19 protein-coding genes are annotated in these 19,901 nt (G+C 55.7%); 6 read left to right on the forward strand and 13 right to left on the reverse strand.

Features of this window, described 5'->3' with window-relative positions; genetic code table 11:
• Window positions 1-170: 170 nt before the first annotated feature.
• Genes ACRCWW_RS05580 through ACRCWW_RS05590 form a run of 3 tightly spaced genes read right to left on the reverse strand, consistent with a single transcriptional unit; the run spans window position 171 to window position 3,090 of the window.
• Entirely contained in the window at window positions 171-641 is a 471-nt protein-coding gene (locus ACRCWW_RS05580) for a DUF1456 family protein (protein WP_438681520.1), read from the reverse strand.
• 47 nt (window positions 642-688) lie between these two features.
• Window positions 689-1,408 carry a two-component system response regulator BtsR gene (gene btsR / locus ACRCWW_RS05585; RefSeq protein ID WP_438681521.1) on the reverse strand — a complete coding sequence of 240 codons (720 nt, stop codon included), beginning with the start codon at window positions 1,406-1,408 and terminating at the stop codon, window positions 689-691.
• Entirely contained in the window at window positions 1,402-3,090 is a 1,689-nt protein-coding gene (locus ACRCWW_RS05590; RefSeq protein ID WP_438681522.1) for a LytS/YhcK type 5TM receptor domain-containing protein, read from the reverse strand. The genes btsR and ACRCWW_RS05590 overlap by 7 nt, the downstream gene beginning before the upstream one ends.
• Before the next feature lie 211 nt (window positions 3,091-3,301).
• On the opposite strand from ACRCWW_RS05590, the gene mlrA reads away from it, so the two are divergent.
• Together mlrA and ACRCWW_RS05600 are read left to right on the forward strand one after the other, a co-directional pair.
• Window positions 3,302-4,033 carry an HTH-type transcriptional regulator MlrA gene (gene mlrA / locus ACRCWW_RS05595; protein ID WP_330982434.1) on the forward strand — a complete coding sequence of 244 codons (732 nt, stop codon included), beginning with the start codon at window positions 3,302-3,304 and terminating at the stop codon, window positions 4,031-4,033.
• A gap of 59 nt (window positions 4,034-4,092) precedes the next feature.
• Window positions 4,093-4,206: a protein YohO gene (locus ACRCWW_RS05600; protein ID WP_330982435.1), complete on the forward strand. Its 114-nt coding sequence runs from the start codon at window positions 4,093-4,095 to the stop codon at window positions 4,204-4,206.
• On the opposite strand, the gene ACRCWW_RS05605 is transcribed toward ACRCWW_RS05600, so the two are convergent.
• The 5 genes from ACRCWW_RS05605 to bglX all read right to left on the reverse strand — a co-directional run bounded on the left by ACRCWW_RS05605 (window position 4,181) and on the right by bglX (window position 10,426).
• The gene (locus ACRCWW_RS05605; protein ID WP_438681523.1) at window positions 4,181-4,918 is read right to left on the reverse strand and encodes an ABC transporter permease; all 738 of its coding nucleotides are present in this window, start codon (window positions 4,916-4,918) and stop codon (window positions 4,181-4,183) included. The two genes, ACRCWW_RS05600 and ACRCWW_RS05605, sit on opposite strands and share 26 nt — an antisense overlap.
• Complete coding sequence (locus tag ACRCWW_RS05610) at window positions 4,902-5,849, reverse strand: ABC transporter ATP-binding protein (RefSeq protein WP_438681524.1); 948 nt, start codon at window positions 5,847-5,849, stop codon at window positions 4,902-4,904. The genes ACRCWW_RS05605 and ACRCWW_RS05610 overlap by 17 nt, the downstream gene beginning before the upstream one ends.
• Window positions 5,842-6,999: an ABC transporter permease gene (locus ACRCWW_RS05615; RefSeq protein WP_438681525.1), complete on the reverse strand. Its 1,158-nt coding sequence runs from the start codon at window positions 6,997-6,999 to the stop codon at window positions 5,842-5,844. Before ACRCWW_RS05615 ends, ACRCWW_RS05610 begins: the two co-directional genes overlap by 8 nt.
• 4 nt (window positions 7,000-7,003) lie before the next feature.
• On the reverse strand, window positions 7,004-7,912 hold the full coding sequence (gene osmF, locus ACRCWW_RS05620) for a glycine betaine ABC transporter substrate-binding protein OsmF (protein WP_438681526.1): 909 nt from the start codon (window positions 7,910-7,912) through the stop codon (window positions 7,004-7,006).
• Between the two features lie 216 nt (window positions 7,913-8,128).
• Window positions 8,129-10,426, reverse strand: coding sequence for a beta-glucosidase BglX (bglX, locus tag ACRCWW_RS05625; RefSeq protein WP_438681527.1), 2,298 nt, complete (start codon window positions 10,424-10,426; stop codon window positions 8,129-8,131).
• Window positions 10,427-10,624: 198 nt separating this feature from the next.
• Here bglX and dld point away from each other — a divergent pair, with 198 nt between their 5' ends.
• Window positions 10,625-12,388 (forward strand): D-lactate dehydrogenase, encoded by a 1,764-nt coding sequence (dld, locus tag ACRCWW_RS05630; protein WP_438681528.1) that lies wholly within the window; start codon window positions 10,625-10,627, stop codon window positions 12,386-12,388.
• A gap of 97 nt (window positions 12,389-12,485) precedes the next feature.
• On the forward strand, window positions 12,486-13,040 hold the full coding sequence (locus tag ACRCWW_RS05635) for a GNAT family N-acetyltransferase (RefSeq protein WP_438681529.1): 555 nt from the start codon (window positions 12,486-12,488) through the stop codon (window positions 13,038-13,040).
• Window positions 13,041-13,190: 150 nt separating this feature from the next.
• Here ACRCWW_RS05635 and pbpG read toward each other — a convergent pair whose 3' ends face one another.
• The gene (gene pbpG, locus ACRCWW_RS05640; protein WP_438681530.1) at window positions 13,191-14,135 is read right to left on the reverse strand and encodes a D-alanyl-D-alanine endopeptidase; all 945 of its coding nucleotides are present in this window, start codon (window positions 14,133-14,135) and stop codon (window positions 13,191-13,193) included.
• Between the two features lie 166 nt (window positions 14,136-14,301).
• A complete protein-coding gene (locus ACRCWW_RS05645) occupies window positions 14,302-14,889 on the reverse strand; it encodes a Yip1 family protein (protein WP_438681531.1) in 588 nt (195 codons plus the stop codon).
• 172 nt (window positions 14,890-15,061) lie between these two features.
• Here ACRCWW_RS05645 and ACRCWW_RS05650 point away from each other — a divergent pair, with 172 nt between their 5' ends.
• A complete protein-coding gene (locus ACRCWW_RS05650) occupies window positions 15,062-15,628 on the forward strand; it encodes a DedA family protein (protein WP_438681532.1) in 567 nt (188 codons plus the stop codon).
• Between the two features lie 15 nt (window positions 15,629-15,643).
• Here the strand turns inward: ACRCWW_RS05650 and ACRCWW_RS05655 are convergent, their stop codons facing one another.
• Entirely contained in the window at window positions 15,644-16,414 is a 771-nt protein-coding gene (locus tag ACRCWW_RS05655; RefSeq protein WP_438681533.1) for an SDR family oxidoreductase, read from the reverse strand.
• A 55-nt stretch (window positions 16,415-16,469) separates the two neighbouring features.
• Entirely contained in the window at window positions 16,470-17,909 is a 1,440-nt protein-coding gene (mdtQ, locus tag ACRCWW_RS05660) for a multidrug resistance outer membrane protein MdtQ (protein ID WP_438681534.1), read from the reverse strand.
• Between the two features lie 229 nt (window positions 17,910-18,138).
• Here mdtQ and ACRCWW_RS05665 point away from each other — a divergent pair, with 229 nt between their 5' ends.
• Window positions 18,139-18,873 carry a methyltransferase domain-containing protein gene (locus ACRCWW_RS05665; RefSeq protein WP_438681535.1) on the forward strand — a complete coding sequence of 245 codons (735 nt, stop codon included), beginning with the start codon at window positions 18,139-18,141 and terminating at the stop codon, window positions 18,871-18,873.
• Here the strand turns inward: ACRCWW_RS05665 and dusC are convergent.
• Window positions 18,870-19,817 carry a tRNA dihydrouridine(16) synthase DusC gene (dusC, locus tag ACRCWW_RS05670; protein ID WP_438681536.1) on the reverse strand — a complete coding sequence of 316 codons (948 nt, stop codon included), beginning with the start codon at window positions 19,815-19,817 and terminating at the stop codon, window positions 18,870-18,872. The two genes, ACRCWW_RS05665 and dusC, sit on opposite strands and share 4 nt — an antisense overlap.
• Window positions 19,818-19,901 lie beyond the last annotated feature (84 nt).

Genomic DNA, 19,901 nt, shown 5'->3' on the forward strand with positions numbered 1-19,901 from the left:
ACATGTGGAGAAGTGCAGTCCGGCGCGAATTATCTACGCCACAGATTTGAGAATCTAAGGTCAGGTACGGCGTCCGGACTGCAGGCAGAAAGAACTGGCCGGCTCTTTCTGCACGTGGGGGATAATACAAGGTCGGGTAAGGCGCCGCCGCCGCCCGACAAAAGACAGCATCAAGGCTTCGCCGCATGTACCCGGTTGGTCAACCCGCGCAGGAAATAACGCATAAACTGGTCGCCACATTCACGGTAGTTTTTATGGTCTGGCGCACGCATCATCGCGGTGATTTCCGGCATTGAAATACGGAATTTCTGCTCGGTCATGATCGCCAGAATGTCGTCAGTTTTCAGGGAAAACGCGATACGCAGTTTTTTCAGCACTACGTTATTGTTAATCCGACGCTCCAGCGCCAGCTCTGGCGCAGAGTCATCTTTCCCGCGCTTATCGTAGATGAGGCCGTTCAAAAAGCCAGACAGGATAATGTCCGGGCAGCGAACAAAGCCCTCTTCATCTTCTTTGGTCATCCAGGTGTCAAAACCTGCCGACGTGGACTCCATTCCGGCCAGCGCCAGAATGCGCACCAGATCGTTGTTGTTGCATTTCAGTGTGTAGCGCAAGCTGCGCAAAATATCATTACTTACCATAGAGCCTTCAGCTATCGGTGATGCGATTAGCGCGAAGTGTACCAGTTTTACAGCCCTATCGCCTCTTTCAGGCTCTTAAGATAGCGACGACTGACCGGCACCGTTTGCCCGGCCTTGAGCAACAGCTCCGCCTGGCCGTTCTCTTCAAGACGGATTTCCTTCAGGTGCGACATGTTCACCAGATGTTGGCGATGGCAGCGCAGCAGCGGCGTGCGGCTTTCCAGGGTGCGCAGCGTCAGTTCGGTAACCCCTTCCTTCCCTTCACGGTCGGTGACATAGACGCCGCTCATTCGGCTGCTGACGAACGCCACGTCCTCCATCTGCAACAGCCAGATACGGCTGTGCCCGGTGCAAGGAATAAACTTCAGCGCCTGCTGGCTTTCGCCCAGCAGCGACATATCCTGCTGGGTGCGAGTCTGCCGCAACCGGGCTAAGGTCTTATCCAGCCGCGGTTTTTCAATGGGTTTCAGCAGATAATCAAACGCATGCTCTTCAAACGCCTTGACCGCGTATTCATCAAAGGCGGTTAAAAAGACCACCCACGGACGATGTTCCGGGTCGAGCATGCCGACCATTTCCAGCCCGCTGATCCGCGGCATCTGGATATCCAGAAACAGCACATCCGGGCGCAAACGGTGCACTGCCCCAATGGCTTCAACGGCATTATCACACTCGCCGACTATCTCAAGATCTGCCTGCGCTTCAAGCAGGATACGCAGATTTTCGCGTGCCAGAGGCTCATCATCCACAATTAACACTTTCAGCATGCGTTGTCCTCCAGAGGCAGTCGCAGAGTAATACGGGTGAATTTTTCCGGCTCGCAGGCGACGGCGATCCCACACTCGTCACCAAAACGCGCCCTTAATCGCCTGTCGACCAGGTTCATGCCGAGCCCACTGGCCTGCGGATTTGGCTGATACAGTCCGGCGTTATCTTCAATGTCCAGCCGTAGCCAGCGTTCATCCAGGCTGGCTCGTATCATAATTTCCCCCACGCCCAGCAGCTGAGACGTACCGTGTTTAATGGCATTCTCCACTATCGGCTGTAAGGTGAAGGCCGGAAGCTGATGATGTGCCAGCGAAGGCGGAACGCTAATCTGAACCTGTAACCGCGCCTGGAAGCGGGCTTTTTCGATTTGCAGATAGGCGTTTACGTGCTCAATTTCATCCGCCAGGGTCACAATCTCTGACGGGCGCTTGAGATTTTTACGGAAAAAGGTCGACAGATACTGCACCAGTTGCCCGGCCTGTTCGCTGTCGCGTCTGATCACCGCCATCAACGTATTCAGGGCGTTAAACAGGAAATGAGGATTGACCTGCGCGTGGAGCAGTTTGATTTCTGACTGTGTGAGCAGCGCCTTTTGCCGTTCATACTGCCCGGCTAAAATCTGCGCCGAGAGCAGCTGCGCGATACCTTCCCCCAGCGTACGGTTGATCGAGCTGAACAGTCGGTTTTTCGCCTCATACAGTTTGATGGTGCCGATCACCCTTTGGTTTTCCCCCCGCAGCGGAATAACCAGCGTCGACCCCAGTTTGCAATGAGGGTGAATAGAGCAGCGATACGGCACTTCGTTGCCATCGGCATACACCACTTCGCCGGAGTCGATGGCTTTTTGCGTGTAGCGCGAAGAAATAGGTTTGCCGGGCAGATGGTGATCGTCGCCAATGCCGGTGAAGGCCAGCAGCTTATCTCTGTCGGTGATCGCCACCGCGCCGATATCCAGCTCCTGAATCAGCACCTGTGCCACGCGCATGCTGTTCTCTTCGTTGAATCCCTGGCGCAAAATCCCTTCTGTGGATGCTGCCACTTTGAGGGCAGTTGCGGAAAACGCAGAGGTGTACTTTTCAAACATCGCCCGCTTATCGAGCAGGATGCGCATGAACAGCGCGGCACCGACTGTATTGGTGACCATCATCGGGGCGGCGATGCTTTGCACCAGATGCAGCGCGTCACTGAACGGCCGTGCGATGAGCAAGATGATCGCCATCTGCACCATCTCGGCCACAAAGGTAACCGCCCCGGCCGTGAGGGGATTAAACACTTTATCGCTTCGCCCGCGACGGATAAGAATGCTGTGCACCAGGCCGCCAAGTAAGCCTTCGACAATGGTCGACACCATACAGCTTAGCGCCGTCATGCCGCCCATCGAATAACGATGCAACCCGCCTGTTAAGCCAACCAAGCCGCCCACTACCGGCCCACCCAGCAAGCCCCCCATTACCGCGCCTATCGCACGCGTGTTGGCGATAGAGTCCTCAATGTGCAAGCCGAAATAAGTGCCCATAATGCAAAAAATGGAGAAGGTGACGTAGCACAGCAACTTATGGGGGAGACGCACGGTGACCTGCATCAGCGGGATGAACAGGCGCGTTTTGCTCATCAGCCACGCGATGACCAAAAAGACACACATCTGCTGAAGCAGCAGCAACACCAGATTAAACTCGTACATACCCACAGACCACACGCCAGATGAAAGCGCGTACCCTACACCAACGAGCGAAACGTTTCTTTGACCGCCTGGGCAAAAGCTGAATTTCCGGCAGAGGATCACACTTTTTCGCGATCTCTGCGCGCAGAAGTGAACAAAAATCGACCACTTCTTCCTGGTTCGACGAAAGCCGTCTACAGTTATGATGGGGATGCGCGAGCTGAGGTGATACATGGCGCTTTACACAATTGGTGAAGTGGCTCTGCTTTGTGATGTAAATCCGGTAACCCTGCGTGCCTGGCAGCGGCGTTATGGACTGTTAAAGCCCCAGCGAACCGATGGCGGACATCGGTTATTTAACGACGGCGATATCGACAGGATCCGCGAAATTAAGCGCTGGATTGAGACCGGCGTTCAGGTCAGTAAGGTGAAAACGCTGCTGACCGAAGCGTCAGCGGAGCAGCAGAGCGGCTGGCGTGAACATCAGGAAACCCTGCTGCGTTTTTTGCAGGACGGCAATCTCAATCGGCTGAGGCTGTGGATCAAAGAACGGGGTCGCGATTACCCCGCTCAGACGCTGGTGAGCCATCTTTTTATCCCTTTACGTCTTCGTTTGCAAAGCTCTCAACCCACGCTTCAGGCGCTGCTTAGCGTGCTGGATGGCGTGCTCATCAACTATATTTCCTTGTGTATGGCCTCTGCCCGTAAACGTCAGGGACGCGATGCGCTGGTCGTTGGCTGGAACATCACCGATACCACCCGATTGTGGCTGGAAGGCTGGATAGCCTGCGAGCAAGGCTGGCGTGTGGACGTTCTGGCGCACTCACTGCATCATCTGCGTCCGGAACTGTTCGATGGACAAACCCTGCTGGTGTGGTGTGGCGATGCCTCGCCTTCCGGCCAGATTGAACAACTTCAGCTCTGGCGCGACCAGGGGCTAAACGTGCTGCGCCTGGGAAATTAAGGGTTCATTAACAAGCGTGCTTCACCGTATAATCGTCAGATTAACAAAAGGAGCACATCATGAAACCTGCCAAACTGGCTGTGATCACCCTCTTCGTTCTGATGGCCATCGGTGGAGTCAGCGGCGTTATGCTCGCAGGCTACTCGTTTATCGTGCGCGGTGGTGTCGGCTGAGCATCTGAGCCAGACGCTCGAAGGCGCGGTCAACAATAATGGCCGCCATCGCCACCAGTATCGCCCCCTGAATCACATACGCCGTATTAAAGCCGCTCAGGCCGATAATGATCGGCGTGCCCAACGTATTCGCGCCAACCGTTGAAGCAATGGTCGCCGTCCCAATGTTGACGATAGCTGAGGTGCGAATACCGGCAATCATCACCGGGGCCGCCAGCGGCAGTTCAACTTTCAACAGACGCTGCCAGCCATTCATTCCCATGCCTTGTGCCACGCTCAACACGCCCGCAGGTACCGAAGCCAGCCCGGCGAGCGTGCCCTGCAATACCGGCAATACGCCATACAAAATTAGCGCGATAATCGCCGGCTCACGGCCAAACCCCATCACCGGCACGGCGATGGCCAGTACCGCCACGGGTGGAAATGTCTGGCCCATTGCGGCGATAGTTTCCACCAGCGACCGAAATTCCCTTCCTGCCGGGCGCGTCACAGCAATGCCTGCGCCCACGCCAATCAGCGTGGCGATCAGGCTGGAAATACCGACCAGTGAAAAATGCGCCAGAGTCAAAGACCAGAAGCTTTGCTGCTGATAAAGCGGGCGCGGCAATTCCGGAAAAAGCGCGCTAAAAAACGGCGCGCTGTAGGGCATCACCGTCAGCAATACCACAAACACCACCAGCAGCCAGAGCAGCGGATCACGCAGGGCTTTCACTTTTCGCCTCTCCTTTCAGCAAGTCGGCAAAGTGCAAAGTCCCGTAGGGCTTACCGTCATCACCGATAACCGGCAAGACTTCACTGCGTCTGGCGACAAACAGCGATAACGCTTCGCGCAACGACATGGACGCCTGCAGCGGTTCACCTGCGACCTGCTCGTTCGGACGCACAAAGTCGGCGACGCCGCGCAGGGAAAGCAGCCGTACCCCGAGTTCGCTGCGACCGAAAAACTCACGCACAAAATCATTTTCCGGTGACGTCAGCATCGACAGCGGCGTGCCCTGTTGCACCACTTCGCCGTTGTCCATCAGCACCAGGTGATCGGCAAGACGCAGTGCTTCGTCGATATCATGCGTCACCAGCACAATCGTGCGCCCAAGCAGCTGGTGAATGCGGCGCATCTCTTGTTGCAGCGAGTTGCGGGTTACGGGATCGAGTGCGCCAAAAGGCTCGTCCATCAGCAACACTGCAGGATTTGCCGCCAGCGCACGAGCCACGCCGACGCGCTGCTGCTGTCCGCCGGAAAGCTGATGTGGCAGGCGATCGCGCATGGACGACTCAAGGCCCAACAGCGCCATCAGCTCATCCACACGTTCGTTGATTCGTGCTTTACTCCATTTCTGCAGCTGTGGCACCGTGGCAATGTTCTGCGCCACCGTCCAGTGCGGAAACAGGCCAATCGACTGAATGGCATAGCCCATACGCCGACGCAGCGCTAACACCGGCTGCTGGCGTATGTCTTCTCCGGCAAAGCGAATGGTGCCGCTGTCGTGCTCTTCAAGACGGTTAATCATCTTCAGCGTGGTCGATTTTCCGGAGCCGGACGTGCCAATCAGCACGGAAAACGCCCCTTCTTTGAGCTCAAGATCCAGCTCCTTGACCGCCGGTTTGCCGTCGAATAACTTCGTGACCTGCTGAAATTCAATCATGGGCGTCGCCCTCCAGTAAGGCTATCCACAGACTGAACAGCGCATCCACCACTACCGCCAGGGCGATTACCGGGATCACCCCCAGCAACACCAGATCCAGCGCGCTGCTAAGCAGGCCCTGGAAGACCAGCGAACCAAAGCCGCCTGCGCCAATCAGCGCTGCAACAACCGCCATCCCGACGGTCTGCACTGTGACCACGCGTAAGCTGCGTAAAAGCACAGGCAACGCCAGCGGCAATTGTACTTGCCAGAAGCGCTGCGTACGGCTCATGCCCATTGCCGCGGCACTTTCCATCACATCCGCAGCGACCTGCTGCATGCCCGCGACCACGCCGCGTACCAGCGGCAATAACGCATACAGCACCAGGGCGATCAAAGCAGGCGTCAGCCCCGTTCCGCCAATTCCCCAACTGGAAAGTAACGGAAAGTGTTTAACCAGTCCGGCAAGCGGCGCAATCAACAAGCCAAATAGCGCCACGGAAGGAATGGTTTGAATCACATTCAGCACGGTGAACACTCGCGTTTGCCTGCCCTGATAGCGCCAGCACCACAGGCCCAGCGGCACGCCAATCAGCAAACCCGGCAGCAACGTGCCAAACAGTAAAATCAGATGCTGCTGAAGTGCGCTGTTGAAGACGTCCTGGCGGTTGAAATACTCTTTCATCAGCGAAAGGGAATCCAGTTCGCCAGACCACAGCAGCGCCACAGGTAAGATCCAGATTTGCGCATTCAACAGCCAGCGCCAGAGAGAGCCCGTAGTCAGCCGACGGATCGCATCGCTGCACATCAGCAGCGTCACCGCCAGCCACAGCCATAGCCCGCTGCCGGGCGAGGTTCTTGCCAGCGGACTTCCACTTTGCGCAAGCCAGGTCGCGGCCTTGCCGCCGCTCCAGAAGAGCGCAATAAACAGCAGCTGGGCTACGAGCAAGGTGAACGCCAGCGCAAGACGGCCGGGGATCAGGCTCAGCCCAGCCAGCAGCAGCGGAGCAATCAGTAAAAGTGCAGGAGGAAAGTGCCAGATTTCCCAGAGCTGGCGGCTTTCGCCTGACACCAGCCGGTTTGGCGCGTAGTTAACGAACGGCAGAACGGCTGCTGCCAGTGCAATCAGCACTAACAGCAGCACCACACGGTTATGACAGGATATTCGCACGAAGTTACTTCACTAGTCCTTGTTGTTTCAGCCAGTCAGCAGCCACTTTCTTCGCTTCCAGCCCTTCAACGGCAATGCTGGCGTTCAGCTTTTGCAGCGTTTTTTCATCCAGTTTTTCGAAGACGGGTTTCAGCCAGTCGCCAATCTGCGGATACTCTTTTTGTACGGCTTCACGCACCACAGGCGTTGGCGCATAAATCGGCTGCACGCCTTTCGGATCGGTCAGCGTTTGCAGCCCCAGCGCAGCAACCGGGCCATCGGTACCATAGGCCATCGCCGCATTCACGCCAGACGTTTGCTGAGCCGCCGCTTTGATTGTCACCGCCGTATCGCCACCGGCCAGTGAAAGCAACTGGCTTTGGTCGAGTTTGAAGTTGTAGGCCTTTTCAAAGGCCGGTAACGCATCCGGGCGTTCAATAAACTCCGCCGAAGCTGCCAGCTTGAAGGTGCCGCCCTTTTTCAGGTAAGCGCTTAAATCTTCAAGCGAGGTGAGTTTGTTTTTCTCCGCCAGATCCTTACGCAGCGCAATGGTCCAGGTGTTATTCGCCGGAGCTGGCGTCAGCCAGACAAGCTTGTTCTGTTCGGCATCAAGCTTCTTCACTTTTTCGTAGCCCTGGGCCGCGTTTTTCCAGGCCGGATCGTTTTCATCTTTGAAGAAGAAAGCGCCGTTGCCGGTATATTCCGGATAAATATCCAGTTCACCTGACGTTATCGCGCCGCGTACCACTGGCGTGGTGCCAAGCTGCACTTTGTTGACGGTTTTCACGCCGTGGCTGTCCAGCACCTGCAAAATGATGTTGCCCAGCAGAGCCCCTTCGGTATCAATTTTTGACCCCACTTTTACTGGTTCCGCCGCCTGCGCGGAAGCCGCAAGCAGCAGCGCCCCGGCAATACCCCATGTTTTTACTGTCATGCTTATTCCTCTTCTGCTGTGTATTTTCAGGGCGTTAGATTAAAAAGATAGCCCAGGATTGGCCGTTACGAAATCTCAAATGTTGAAATAGAAAGCAGGAATTAAGCGAAGCGGCAAAATCAGGGCTGAATTGCCGGGCGGCACGTTGTTTGCCCGGCCTACAGAAAATGCGGGTGTTGCAGGCCGGGCAAGCGAAGTTGCCGCCCGGCATGAGGGTTATTGCAGTTCGAACGCGCCCTGTTTCACGCGGGCAGAATCCACGCCGATAAAGACGTTAAATTTGCCAGGTTCTGCGGCGTACTTCATCTGCTGGTTCCAGAACTTCAGCGCACTTTCATCAATCGGGAAGCTGACGGTTTTGGTTTCCCCCGGCTTGAGGTTCACTTTCTCAAAGCCGCGCAGCTGTTTCACCGGACGGCTCATCGAGGCCGTCACGTCCTGCACGTACATCTGCATGACGGTTGCGCCTTCGCGCTTGCCGGTGTTCGTCACTTCAACGCTGGCTGTCACGCTGCCATCACGCTTCAGGGTTGGCGAAGAAAGCTTCACATCAGACACGCTAAAGGTGGTGTAGCTCAGGCCGTAACCGAACGGATAAAGTGGCCCGTTTGCTTCATCAAAGTAGCGGGAGGTGTATTTGTTCGGCTTATCGGCGTTATACGGGCGGCCGGTATTCAGGTGGCTGTAATAGGTTGGGATCTGACCTACAGAGCGCGGGAAGGACATCGGCAGTTTGCCCGATGGGTTGTAATCCCCGAACAGCACGTCGGCGATGGCATTGCCGCCTTCCGTACCCGCGAACCAGGTTTCCAGAATCGCATCGGCCTGCTGGTCTTCCTGCACCAGCGTCAGCGGACGGCCGTTCATCAGGACCAGCACCAGCGGTTTTCCGGTCGCTTTCAGCGCGGCGATCAACTCTTTCTGGCTTTGTGGAATGCTGATATCAGTACGGCTGGAAGCTTCGTGCGCCATGCCCTGCGCTTCGCCGACCACAGCCACAACCACATCAGACTGTTTGGCCGCGGCCACCGCTTCATCGATCATCGCTTTCGGCGTGCGTGGGTCGACCTTCACTGCCTCTTCATACAGATTGAGGAAGTTAACGATATCTTTGTCATTGGTGATGTTCGCACCCTTGGCGTAAATCACTTTCGCGTTGTCACCGACCGCATTTTTAATGCCGTCCAGCACCGGGACAGATTGATCGGCAACACCTGCCGCAGACCAGCTTCCCATCACGTCGCGCTTGCTGTCGGCAAGTGGGCCAACCACGGCAATGGTGCCGGATTTTTTCAATGGCAGCGTTTCAAGGCGGTTTTTCAGCAGCACCAGGCTTTCACGCGCAACTTCACGTGCGTCCTGACGATGCAGACGGCTTTCGGCGTTGGTGTCCTGTGGATCGGAGTCTTTTGGCCCCAGATGGCTGTACGGGTCGTTGAACAGACCCATGTCATATTTGACGTTCAGCACATGGCGTGCCGCGTCATCCACCTGCGCCATCGTCACCTTGCCGCTCTTGATCAGGTCCGGCAGGTATTTGCTGTAGTACTCATCGCTCATGCTCATGTCGATGCCAGCATTGATGGCCACACGAACAGCGTCAGCCGGATCGGCGGCGGTGCCGTGTTTAATGAGTTCTTTGATGGCACCGTGGTCAGAAATAGTGATGCCTTTGAAGCCCCACTGGTCGCGCAGCACGTCTTTGAGCAGCCAGGAGTCCGAGGTGGCAGGCGTGCCATTGAGTGAGTTCAGCCCCACCATGACCCCGCCGCTGCCCGCATCCAGCCCGGCTTTGTACGGAGGCATGTAGTCGTTAAACAGACGCTGCGGGCTCATGTCGACGGTGTTGTACTCTTTGCCGCCTTCTACCGCGCCGTAAGCAGCGTAGTGCTTGACGCTGGTCATCACGGAGTAGCGCTCTGCCGGGCTTTTGCCCTGCATCGCTTCGACCAAGGTTTTACCCATCATCGACGTTAAGTAAGTATCTTCCCCAAAACCTTCGGAAGCGCGGCCCCAGCGCGGATCGCGCGAGACATCAACCATCGGCGCCCAGGTCATGTTCAGCCCGTCGTCTGCGGCTTCATAGGCAGAAACGCGCCCCACGGTACGCACCGCGTCGAGGTTAAAGGAAGAGGCAAGACCGAGGCTAATCGGGAAGACGGTACGCTGACCGTGAACCACGTCGTAAGCGAAGAACAGAGGAATTTTCAGGCGGCTGAGCTGCATCACCTGATCCTGCATCGCGCGGATATCCTGGCGCGTCACAGTGTTGAAAATGGCGCCGACCTGCCCGTCTTTGATCATCTCGCGGATGGCTTCTTTCGGGTTATCCGGCCCGACGCTAATCAGACGAAGCTGACCGATTTTTTCATCTACGGTCATTTTTTTCAGCAGATCGGTGACAAACGCATCCCGCGCTTGCGGGGTTAATGGGTGATTACCGAACATCTCGTCTGCCATCGCCGGGTGCAGCGCAAGGCTAACGGCAACCCCTACAGAACATAGCCATTTCATCTTCTATTCACTCTCTCAACGGGCCGGGTATCTCGGCAAAAGCGTGCCAAAAACAGCAGTTTGCCATAAGCCAGAAGAGGTAGCGAACACAAAGGAGTGGTAACTCTCCGATTTTTCGCTGCATTCTTGCTCCAAATTGTCATACAAAGCGCTATCCTTGAGGCACGCACTAATTGCTACACCACAAGGAGTGGGATGATGTCCTCCACAACAACACCTGATAACACCGCTTTCATCGCAGAACTGACCCGTCTGGTCGGCCATTCACACCTGCTGACCGACCCGGCCAAAACCGCCCGCTATCGCAAGGGCTTTCGTTCCGGACAGGGCGACGCGCTCGCCGTTGTCTTTCCTGGCACGCTACTTGAACTGTGGCGCGTCCTGAGCGCCTGCGTCGACGCCGACAAAATCATTCTGATGCAGGCTGCCAACACTGGCCTGACCGAAGGGTCAACCCCGAACGGCAACGATTACGACAGGCAGATTGTCATTATCAGCACCCTGCGCCTTGACAAGCTGCACCTGCTGGATAAAGGCGAGCAGGTTCTGGCTTACCCGGGCACCACGCTGTATTCACTTGAAAAAGCACTCAAACCGCTGGGCCGTGAGCCTCACTCGGTGATCGGGTCTTCCTGTATCGGCGCTTCGGTGATCGGCGGGATCTGCAATAACTCCGGCGGTTCGCTGGTTCAGCGCGGCCCGGCCTACACGGAAATGTCGCTCTTCGCGCGCATCAACGAAGACGGCAAATTGCAGCTGGTGAACCATCTGGGTATCGATTTAGGGGAAACGCCAGAGCAGATCCTCAGCAAGCTTGACGATGACCGCATTAAAGACAGCGACATCAGGCACGATGGCCGCCATGCGCACGATCATGACTACGTGACCCGCGTGCGCGACGTTGATGCCGACACCCCTGCGCGTTACAACGCCGATCCGGAACGCCTGTTTGAATCCTCTGGCTGTGCCGGAAAACTGGCTGTTTTCGCTGCGCGTCTGGATACCTTTGAAGCCGAAAAACGCCAGCAGGTGTTTTACATCGGCACCAACAAGCCGGAAGTGCTGACGGAAATCCGTCGTCATATGCTGGCGAATTTCGCCAATCTGCCGGTAGCGGGCGAGTACATGCACCGCGATATCTATGACATCGCTGAACAGTACGGCAAAGACACCTTCCTGATGATCGACAAGCTCGGCACCGACAAAATGCCGTTCTTCTTCACCCTGAAGGGCCGAACCGACGCGATGCTGGAAAAAGTGCCGCTGTTCAAACCGCACTTCACCGACCGCTTTATGCAGAAACTGGGCCACGCTTTCCCGGCACATTTACCCGAACGAATGAAAAGTTACCGTAACCAGTACGAGCATCATTTAATGCTGAAGATGGCAGGCGACGGTATCGACGAGGCGCAGACGTGGTTAACGGAGTATTTCAAATCAGCCGAAGGCGCGTTTTTCGCCTGTACGCCAGAAGAAGGCAGCAAAGCGTTCCTCCACCGCTTCGCGGCCGCAGGCGCAGCCATTCGCTATCAGGCCGTGCATGCCGATGAAGTGGAAGACATCCTGGCGCTGGATATCGCCCTGCGTCGCAATGACACCGAGTGGTTTGAACACCTGCCGCCGGAGATCGAGAGCCAGATTGCCTGGAAGCTCTATTACGGCCACTTTATGTGTCACGTATTCCATCAGGATTACATTGTGAAGAAAGGCGTGGATGCTCACGCGCTGAAAGAGCAAATGCTCGCCCTGCTCCGCGAGCGCGGCGCACAATACCCTGCGGAACATAACGTCGGCCATCTTTATGAAGCCACCGACTCGTTAAAACAGTTTTATCGTGAAAATGACCCGACCAACAGCATGAACCCCGGCATTGGTAAGACCAGTAAGCAGAAATTCTGGGGAGAAGCTCGCGCATCGGAACAAGCCGATAATGTAACTGAAGCAAATCCCCCCCTGAATTAAGGGGGAGGAGTTTAATGCGGCTTAACTCCGTATTACAGTAGGTCTGTACGGTCAGAGAAACGTTTCTCTGACCAGTCAGACTGAGGAGTTAAACATCATGTCAGCAGTAGATGTTTTGTACGGCGCTGAAGTGGAGATCCGTGAAGCAAAGCCTGACGATGCCCATGCGATCGCCTCACTTTACGCCTGGCATGTGTTAAACGGCCGCGCCTCCTTTGAAGAAGTGCCCCCTTCCGTTGACGAAATGCGCGAGCGCATGGCCCTCGTCAGCCAGCAAGGTTTGCCGTGGCTGGTCGCGCTGTATCGCGGCATTATTGTCGGTTACTGCTACGCCACCCAGTATCGCCCTCGCCCTGCCTACCGCTACACCCTTGAAGAATCTATTTACGTCGATGCCAGCATGACTGGCCGCGGTATCGGCAGTTCTCTGCTGACAAAGCTGATTGAACTTTGTGAAAAAGGCCAATGGCGACAGATGGTTGCCGTTATCGGCGACGGCAATAACAATGCCGGTTCATTGCGATTGCATAAAAAACACGGCTTTGAAGTGGCAGGTCAATTGAGAAGCGTGGGCTATAAACTGGGTGACTGGAGAGATACGTTGATAGTTCAGCGCCCCTTAAATGATGGCGACTGGACGCTGCCTGAATAACGTTTTGCCCCGATGGTATCGGCATCGCCGGGCGGCACGTTGTTTGCCCGGCCTACAGACGGCGTTATTTTTGTAAGCCGGGTCAGGCGTGCAGTTTTTTGTAGGCCGGGTAAGGCTTAAGCCGCCACCCGGCACTTCCGCCAACAGACCTTAATCCGCCTGCGTGGCTGGCTGTTCATTCTGAATGGCGTTCGCCATCTGTGCTTCCTTCTGCTTCTTGTAGCTCAGCGCCGCTGGCGGCACCGGCATGACTTTCCCGGTTTCAATCCAGGTGCGCAGACGGCTGGCATCGGCAAAATGCGTGTACTTCCCGAAGGCATCCATTACCACCATCGCCACCGGGCGATTGTTCATCACGGTGCGCATCACCAGACAATGGCCGGCGGCGTTGGTGAAGCCCGTTTTGGTCAACTGGATATTCCAGTTTTCGCGATATACCAGATGGTTGGTGTTACGGAATGGCAGCGTGTAGTTCGGGTTGCTGAAGGTCGCCATGTCCTCTTTGGTGGTGCTCAGTTGGCCAATCAGCGGGTACTGTTTGGTGGCGATCAGCAGTTTGGTGAGGTCACGCGCGGTCGATACGTTATGGATAGACAGCCCGGTTGGCTCGACGTATCGGGTGTGCGTCATGCCCAGCGATTTGGCTTTTGCATTCATTGCTCGAATGAATGCGTCATAGCCGCCAGGATAATGATGCGCCAGACTTGCCGCTGCGCGGTTTTCTGAAGACATCAGCGCCAGCAGCAGCATGTTTTTGCGGCTGATGTGGCTGTTCAGGCGTACGCGTGAATAAATCCCTTTCATTTCAGGCGTCTGGCTGATGTCGACGCTCAGCATTTCATCCAGTGGCAGATGCGCATCCAGCACGACCATGGCGGTCATCAGCTTGGTTATCGACGCAATCGGGCGCACCAGGTCAGGCTCGCTGGCGTAAATCACTTTGTTGGTGTTGAGGTCGACGATCATCGCGCTGCCAGAAGCAATCTCCGGTTGAGATGCACTCGCCGTAGCGGCAGGTTTAGCAAGCGCCTGAGGCGCAAAAGGCACAGCCAGCATCAGCGCCAGGCTGAGCAAGGAAACACGAAATTTTAGCATGATGAGAAGTCTGGTTTTTAGGCAAGTTAGGGAAGTCAGGCCGTTGTCCGCAAGACAAACGCAAGCCCGCATCATACCGTGTCAGAGCTTTCTCACGCCAGAGGTTAATCGTGAATAAATGATGCATAACTGACGCTGAAATAATCAGCGCCAATTATGATTGAGATCAGAACAGGCGGTAGCCATAGCCCCAGAGGATCACCGTCAGCGCCAGCAGCACTTCCAATACGAGCACCCCGATGGCAAGCGTCGAACTGGCAAAGCTCAGGCCCTCTTCACGATTGATACCGAGGAAGGTCGGAATACCGATGTAAAGCAGATAACCGGTGTAGCAAAGCGCAATGGTGCCCACCAGCGCACAAAGCCAGACCAGCGGATAAAGCGCCACAATCCCGCTCAGGAAAATGGGCGTCGCGATATATCCGGCGAACACCATGCAGCGTTTCAGCGACGGGCGCTGAGGATAGTTACGCGCCATCCACCAGATGACACGGCCCATCACGGCCACCCCGGCCAGCATCAGCGCGTAAAACAGCACGGCCAGCGCGAAACCCGTAAACAGTGAGAGTTTGACTACCGTGCCATCGCCGAAGTTCCAGCCAATTTGCGTGGTGCCGATAAAGGCGCAGACCACCGGTACCGCCGCCATCGCCAGAACATGATGAGTGTAGTGGTGCGAAACAGTTTCGTTTTCGCTCTGGATAACATGCATTTCACGATCAGGATGGGAGAAAAGTCCCCAGACATGGTTCATAAAGCCCCCTTTCACGGCTTCGTACAGCACACCGTAAGTATAATGCAGGCTGGCGATTATAGTTTACTCAGCTCAAAAAAGAGCCAGTAAGGATCCCGTCCGTTGCCTGGTGATTGTGATTCAGAGGTGTATGCTTAAGGGAACCGAAGTTTCAGGGAGCCTGTAAACCTGTATGGATATCAATAGTCTGATTAGCCATTACGGCTATGCCGCGCTGGTGGTTGGGTCGATTGCGGAAGGAGAAACCGTCACTCTTCTTGGCGGTGTGGCGGCCCACCAGGGGCTGCTAAAATTCTGGCTGGTGGTCGTTTCGGTCGCCCTCGGCGGCATGATTGGCGACCAGGTACTTTACCTGCTTGGCCGTCATTTTGGTGGCCGCTTGCTAAAGCGCTTTTCCCGCCATCAGAAGAAAATTCAGAAGGCGCAAAAGCTCATTCAGAATCACCCTTACCTGTTTGTGATCGGCACCCGTTTTATGTACGGGTTCCGGGTGATTGGCCCGGTTCTGATTGGCGCCAGTCGCCTGCCACCGAAAATCTTCTTACCGCTGAATATCTTCGGCGCGATAGTGTGGGCACTCCTTTTCACCACTCTTGGTTATCTGGGCGGGGAAGTGATTGGGCCATGGCTTCACAATCTCGACCAGCACATAAAACACTGGGCGTGGCTGATTATTGTGGTCGCGGCCGTTATCGCGGTGCGCGTGTGGTTCTGGCACAAAGACAAAAAGGCGCAGTAATCTGCGCCTTATCCGTTAGCCTTTTTCGTTCAAAAACTGCGGATTGACCAGCATAAAACCGCCGTCGACGATCATCGACTGCCCGGTGACATACGAAGCATCATCCGAACACAGCCATGCCACCATGCCCGCAATCTCCTCGGTTTTGCCAGGGCGGGCAATCGGGATAGTCGGCATCGAACCGGCCTTCACATCGTCATCACTGAGATTGTTCATCGCCGTGGCGATAGCGCCGGGCGCGACCGCGTTGACCAGAATATTGTGGTCGACAAGCTCCAGCGCCAGGGACTTCGTTAGCCCGCCTAATGCATGTTTTGCGGCAGTGTAGGCGCTGGCCTGAGGCAGCGGCGTATGTTCATGTACCGACGTAATATTGATGATTCGCCCTCCGTCGCCCTGCGCAATCATCTGCCGGGCTGCAATCTGGGAGCAGAGCAACGCCCCTTCCACATCCACACAAAAGGTGGCGCGCCAGTCGTCAAGCGTGACATCCAGCACCGAAGCTTTGGTCATTCGCCCGGCGTTGTTGACCAGCACGTCAATACGTCCTAACCGCTGAATGAGCGTTTCAAGCGCCTGCGCGCCCTGCGGAAGATGGCTTAAATCAAGCTGAATAGCCTGAGCCTGTTGGCCCAGTGCAGTAATTTCCTGCACAGTTTGCCTTGCACCTTGTTCATCAGAGTGCCAGGTCACACCGACCGAGAACCCTTTCTGCGCAAGCTGCAAGGCACACTGTTTACCAATACCGGAATCGGATGCGGTCACGACCGCGACTTTTGTCGTCATGGGAACCTCCTGGCGTTGACCCAGGAGGTAAGTATAGGAAAGTCAGTGAGAGGTGTTATTTGCCGGTGTAGTGGTACCCGCCGCCGAGTGCGGAAGTTAGCTGAATACTGGCATCCACCCATTGGCCCTGCAGACGCAGCGCGCCAATTTGCTCTTGCAAAGGCGACAGCTTCGCGAGACTGACCTGAGAGCCAGATACGATCCCGGCTGCAAGGCGCGCCTGAGCCTGCTGCACGACCCGATCCGCGTCTTTGATGACCTGCTGCTGTTGCTGGTTTTTCTCCATCAGCGTTTCAACCTGGCTTGCCGTTTTCGCCACCTGATTCACCGCGTCTACCACAGCTTTGTTGTAACTTGCCACCGAGAGGTCACGCTGCGCATCGGCGATATCAAGATTGGCGTTCAGGCGGCCGCTGTCGAAAATCGGCAACGTTAAGCCTGCCGTCACGCCCATCTGGTTTGCGGAATGGCGGAACAAATCACTTAAGTGCAGCGCGTCCTGCTGCAGGAAAGCCATCAGGTTGATATCCGGATAGAACGCGGCTTTAGCGGCATCGACTTCGCTCATCGAGGCCTGAATGTACCAGTGTGCTTCCTGCAAATCAGGGCGACGAGCCAGCAGTTCATACCCTAACGTGGCTGGCATCTGGTTTTTCACCGTAGGCAGCGTAACCGGATGCAGCGACAGTTTGCTGCTCTGGCTGTTGGTGAGCGCCATCAGACGGGCTTCAATCTCTTTCATGTTGCCAGTGACTTCCGTCAACTGCTGATCGGTTTTGCTGACGTTGATGTCGTTTTCTGCCCCTTCAACGGACGAGGTAATGCCACGCTGATACAACGCTTTGTCGACGGAAATAATGTTGCTTTGCTCGTTTTTAACCTGCTCAAGCACCTGTTTTACCGCCGCTTCCGTCTGCCATTGCCAGTACAGACGCGCGACGCTGCTTGCCAGCACCTGCTGGGTTTGCGCCAGTTCGGCGGCACGGGCTTTGACTTCACCGATACGGGACTGCACCAGCGCGCGGTTTTTACCCCACAGATCGAGATCCCAGTTGGCGGTTAAACCAAAAGTCCCGTTGGTATACCACGGGCCGGTATTGTCGCCTTCATCGGTGGCAAACGGCCCCATCAGGCCTTCAGCGGACATTTTCTGGCGTTCAACATCCGCGCCAAAATCCACTTCCGGGCCAAGCTGAGACTGGGCCATCTGCGCCTGCGCTTCCGCCAGTTTGATACGTTGTTTTGCCACCTGCATATCAGGGGCATTGCTCAAAGCGCTGCTGATAAGACGATTCAACTGAGGATCGTGATAATCCTGCCACCAGCTGCTTTGCGGCCAGCCATTTTGCAGCGCCGCAGGCAGTGAGTTATCCACATGAGTTGCCGGTAATTGCTGTTGTAAAGGTGCACCAGTGTCATGAGATGGCGCGCAGCCGGACAAAGCAACAGCCAGCGGCAAGCCAATCATTGCAGCATAGAGAGCAGTACGTTTCATATCGTTTTCATTCTTCGGAAAGGACGCGCATCTTATTCTAAAAATGCAAATGAGCGTTTAGGAAAGCGTGGCACGGCACAAAAAGCAATAGCCTGACATATCCCGACATGCTTCTCCTCAGTATTTGCATAAACCATTAATGAGGCGAATGTATTCATCATTCACATCATTGCGAGCTAAAGTCCGTATACTTCCCCGGCCAGTGAAGGCAAAACGTTAAGGAGGCCCTATGGCTCAAAATATTTATGACGACCCGCAGTTTTTTGCCGGTTACGCCACACTTGACCGCTCGGTGAAGGGGCTTGACGGTGCGCCAGAATGGCCAGCACTGCAAAAAATGCTGCCCGAGGTTCAGGGCAAATCCCTTATCGACTTAGGCTGCGGCTACGGCTGGTTTTGCCGCTGGGCGCAGGAACAAGGCGCGGCAAACATTCTGGGGCTCGACGTCTCAGAGAAGATGCTGGAACGTGCACGTGAGATGACAGCAGGCTCGCAAATAACCTATCAGCGCGAAGACCTGGAAGCTCTGCAACTGCCTGCTGCTGGCCTTGATCTCGCTTACAGTTCGTTGGCGTTGCACTACCTCGAAAACATCGATGGCCTGTTTGCCACACTGTTTCAGGCGCTTAAACCTGGCGGGAAAATTGTGTTTTCTGCCGAGCATCCCATCTACACAGCGGCGTTGAAGCAAGGCTGGTTTGTCGATGATGAGGGGCAAAAATCCTGGCCGGTGAATCACTATCAGCAGGAAGGGGTACGCATCAGCAACTGGTTCGCAGAAGGCGTGAAAAAGCAGCATCGTAAACTTTCCACGTGGATTAATGCGTTAACTGCCGCTGGTTTTGTCATTGAGCACCTGGATGAATGGGGCCCGGACGCCGCACAAATTGCCGCGAATCCAGCGCTCGAAGAAGAGAAAGAGCGCCCGATGATTTTCCTGTTGAGTGCGCGTAAGCCTGGTTAAGGCCAGCGAACAGATTCGCGTTCTATCGCCACGGCAATGGATGCGGAATCCTGCAAAGTGCGGATAGTGGTGAAAAGTTCAGTCGCTTCGGCATACTCTTTACGCAGATAGCCCAGCCACTGCTTGATACGCGCGACATGATACAGGCCCGTGTCGCCCTGCTTTTCCAGGCGGCTGTATTTTCGCAGCAGCTGCATCACTCCGTTCCACGGCATACGCGGCTCGTTGTACTTCACCACCCGGCTGAGGTTGGGAATATTCAGCGCACCGCGACCAATCATGACTGAATCGCAGCCCGTTGCCGCCATGCAGTCCTGTGCGCTTTGCCAGTCCCAGATTTCGCCATTAGCCACCACCGGAATAGTCAGTCGGCGGCGGATCTCACCGATCGCCTGCCAGTTAATACGCTCTGCTTTGTAACCATCGTCTTTAGTACGGCCGTGAACCACCAGTTCCGTGGCTCCAGCCTGTTGCACCGCGTCAGCAATCTCAAACTGACGATCGCTGCTGTCCCAGCCGAGACGGACTTTCACCGTGACCGGTAAATGTGCCGGAACGGCTTCGCGCATGGCTTTAGCCCCGCGATAGATCAAATCAGGATCTTTAAGCAACGTCGCCCCGCCGCCACTGCCATTGACCACTTTCGATGGACAGCCGCAGTTGAGATCGACGCCCCAGGAACCCAGCTCAACCGCACGCGCTGCGTTTTCTGCCAGCCATTCAGGGTATTGCCCCAGAAGCTGAACGCGAACCAGCGTGCCGGAAGCCGTACGGCTTTGATTGAGCAGCTCCGGGCACAAACGATGGAAGGATTTGACCGGCAGCAGTTGGTCCACCACACGCAGGAATTCGGTGATGCACACATCGTAATCATTAACTTCAGTCAGCAGGCCGCGAACCAGTGAATCGAGCACGCCTTCCATCGGCGCCAGCAGAACACGCATATCAGTATCCGGAGAAAAAAGAGCGGCTATGGTAGCGTTGTTGCCACAAGGTTTGAAGCCCCTTGTGTACTACACTGAAAGCCA

It is taken from the genome of Scandinavium sp. (genome assembly GCF_051650185.1).
Classification (GTDB): Bacteria; Pseudomonadota; Gammaproteobacteria; order Enterobacterales; family Enterobacteriaceae; genus Scandinavium.

Excerpts from the sequence above, each read along its gene's own strand:
- ACRCWW_RS05580 (WP_438681520.1), bottom strand. The coding sequence starts at position 641 with ATGGTAAGTAATGATATTTTGCGCAGCTTGCGCTACACACTGAAATGC.
- btsR (WP_438681521.1), bottom strand. The coding sequence starts at position 1,408 with ATGCTGAAAGTGTTAATTGTGGATGATGAGCCTCTGGCACGCGAAAAT.
- ACRCWW_RS05590 (WP_438681522.1), bottom strand. The coding sequence starts at position 3,090 with ATGTACGAGTTTAATCTGGTGTTGCTGCTGCTTCAGCAGATGTGTGTC.
- mlrA (WP_330982434.1), top strand. The coding sequence starts at position 3,302 with ATGGCGCTTTACACAATTGGTGAAGTGGCTCTGCTTTGTGATGTAAAT.
- ACRCWW_RS05600 (WP_330982435.1), top strand. The coding sequence starts at position 4,093 with ATGAAACCTGCCAAACTGGCTGTGATCACCCTCTTCGTTCTGATGGCC.
- ACRCWW_RS05610 (WP_438681524.1), bottom strand. The coding sequence starts at position 5,849 with ATGATTGAATTTCAGCAGGTCACGAAGTTATTCGACGGCAAACCGGCG.
- osmF (WP_438681526.1), bottom strand. The coding sequence starts at position 7,912 with ATGACAGTAAAAACATGGGGTATTGCCGGGGCGCTGCTGCTTGCGGCT.
- bglX (WP_438681527.1), bottom strand. The coding sequence starts at position 10,426 with ATGAAATGGCTATGTTCTGTAGGGGTTGCCGTTAGCCTTGCGCTGCAC.
- dld (WP_438681528.1), top strand. The coding sequence starts at position 10,625 with ATGTCCTCCACAACAACACCTGATAACACCGCTTTCATCGCAGAACTG.
- ACRCWW_RS05635 (WP_438681529.1), top strand. The coding sequence starts at position 12,486 with ATGTCAGCAGTAGATGTTTTGTACGGCGCTGAAGTGGAGATCCGTGAA.
- pbpG (WP_438681530.1), bottom strand. The coding sequence starts at position 14,135 with ATGCTAAAATTTCGTGTTTCCTTGCTCAGCCTGGCGCTGATGCTGGCT.
- ACRCWW_RS05645 (WP_438681531.1), bottom strand. The coding sequence starts at position 14,889 with ATGAACCATGTCTGGGGACTTTTCTCCCATCCTGATCGTGAAATGCAT.
- ACRCWW_RS05650 (WP_438681532.1), top strand. The coding sequence starts at position 15,062 with ATGGATATCAATAGTCTGATTAGCCATTACGGCTATGCCGCGCTGGTG.
- ACRCWW_RS05655 (WP_438681533.1), bottom strand. The coding sequence starts at position 16,414 with ATGACGACAAAAGTCGCGGTCGTGACCGCATCCGATTCCGGTATTGGT.
- mdtQ (WP_438681534.1), bottom strand. The coding sequence starts at position 17,909 with ATGAAACGTACTGCTCTCTATGCTGCAATGATTGGCTTGCCGCTGGCT.
- ACRCWW_RS05665 (WP_438681535.1), top strand. The coding sequence starts at position 18,139 with ATGGCTCAAAATATTTATGACGACCCGCAGTTTTTTGCCGGTTACGCC.
- dusC (WP_438681536.1), bottom strand. The coding sequence starts at position 19,817 with ATGCGTGTTCTGCTGGCGCCGATGGAAGGCGTGCTCGATTCACTGGTT.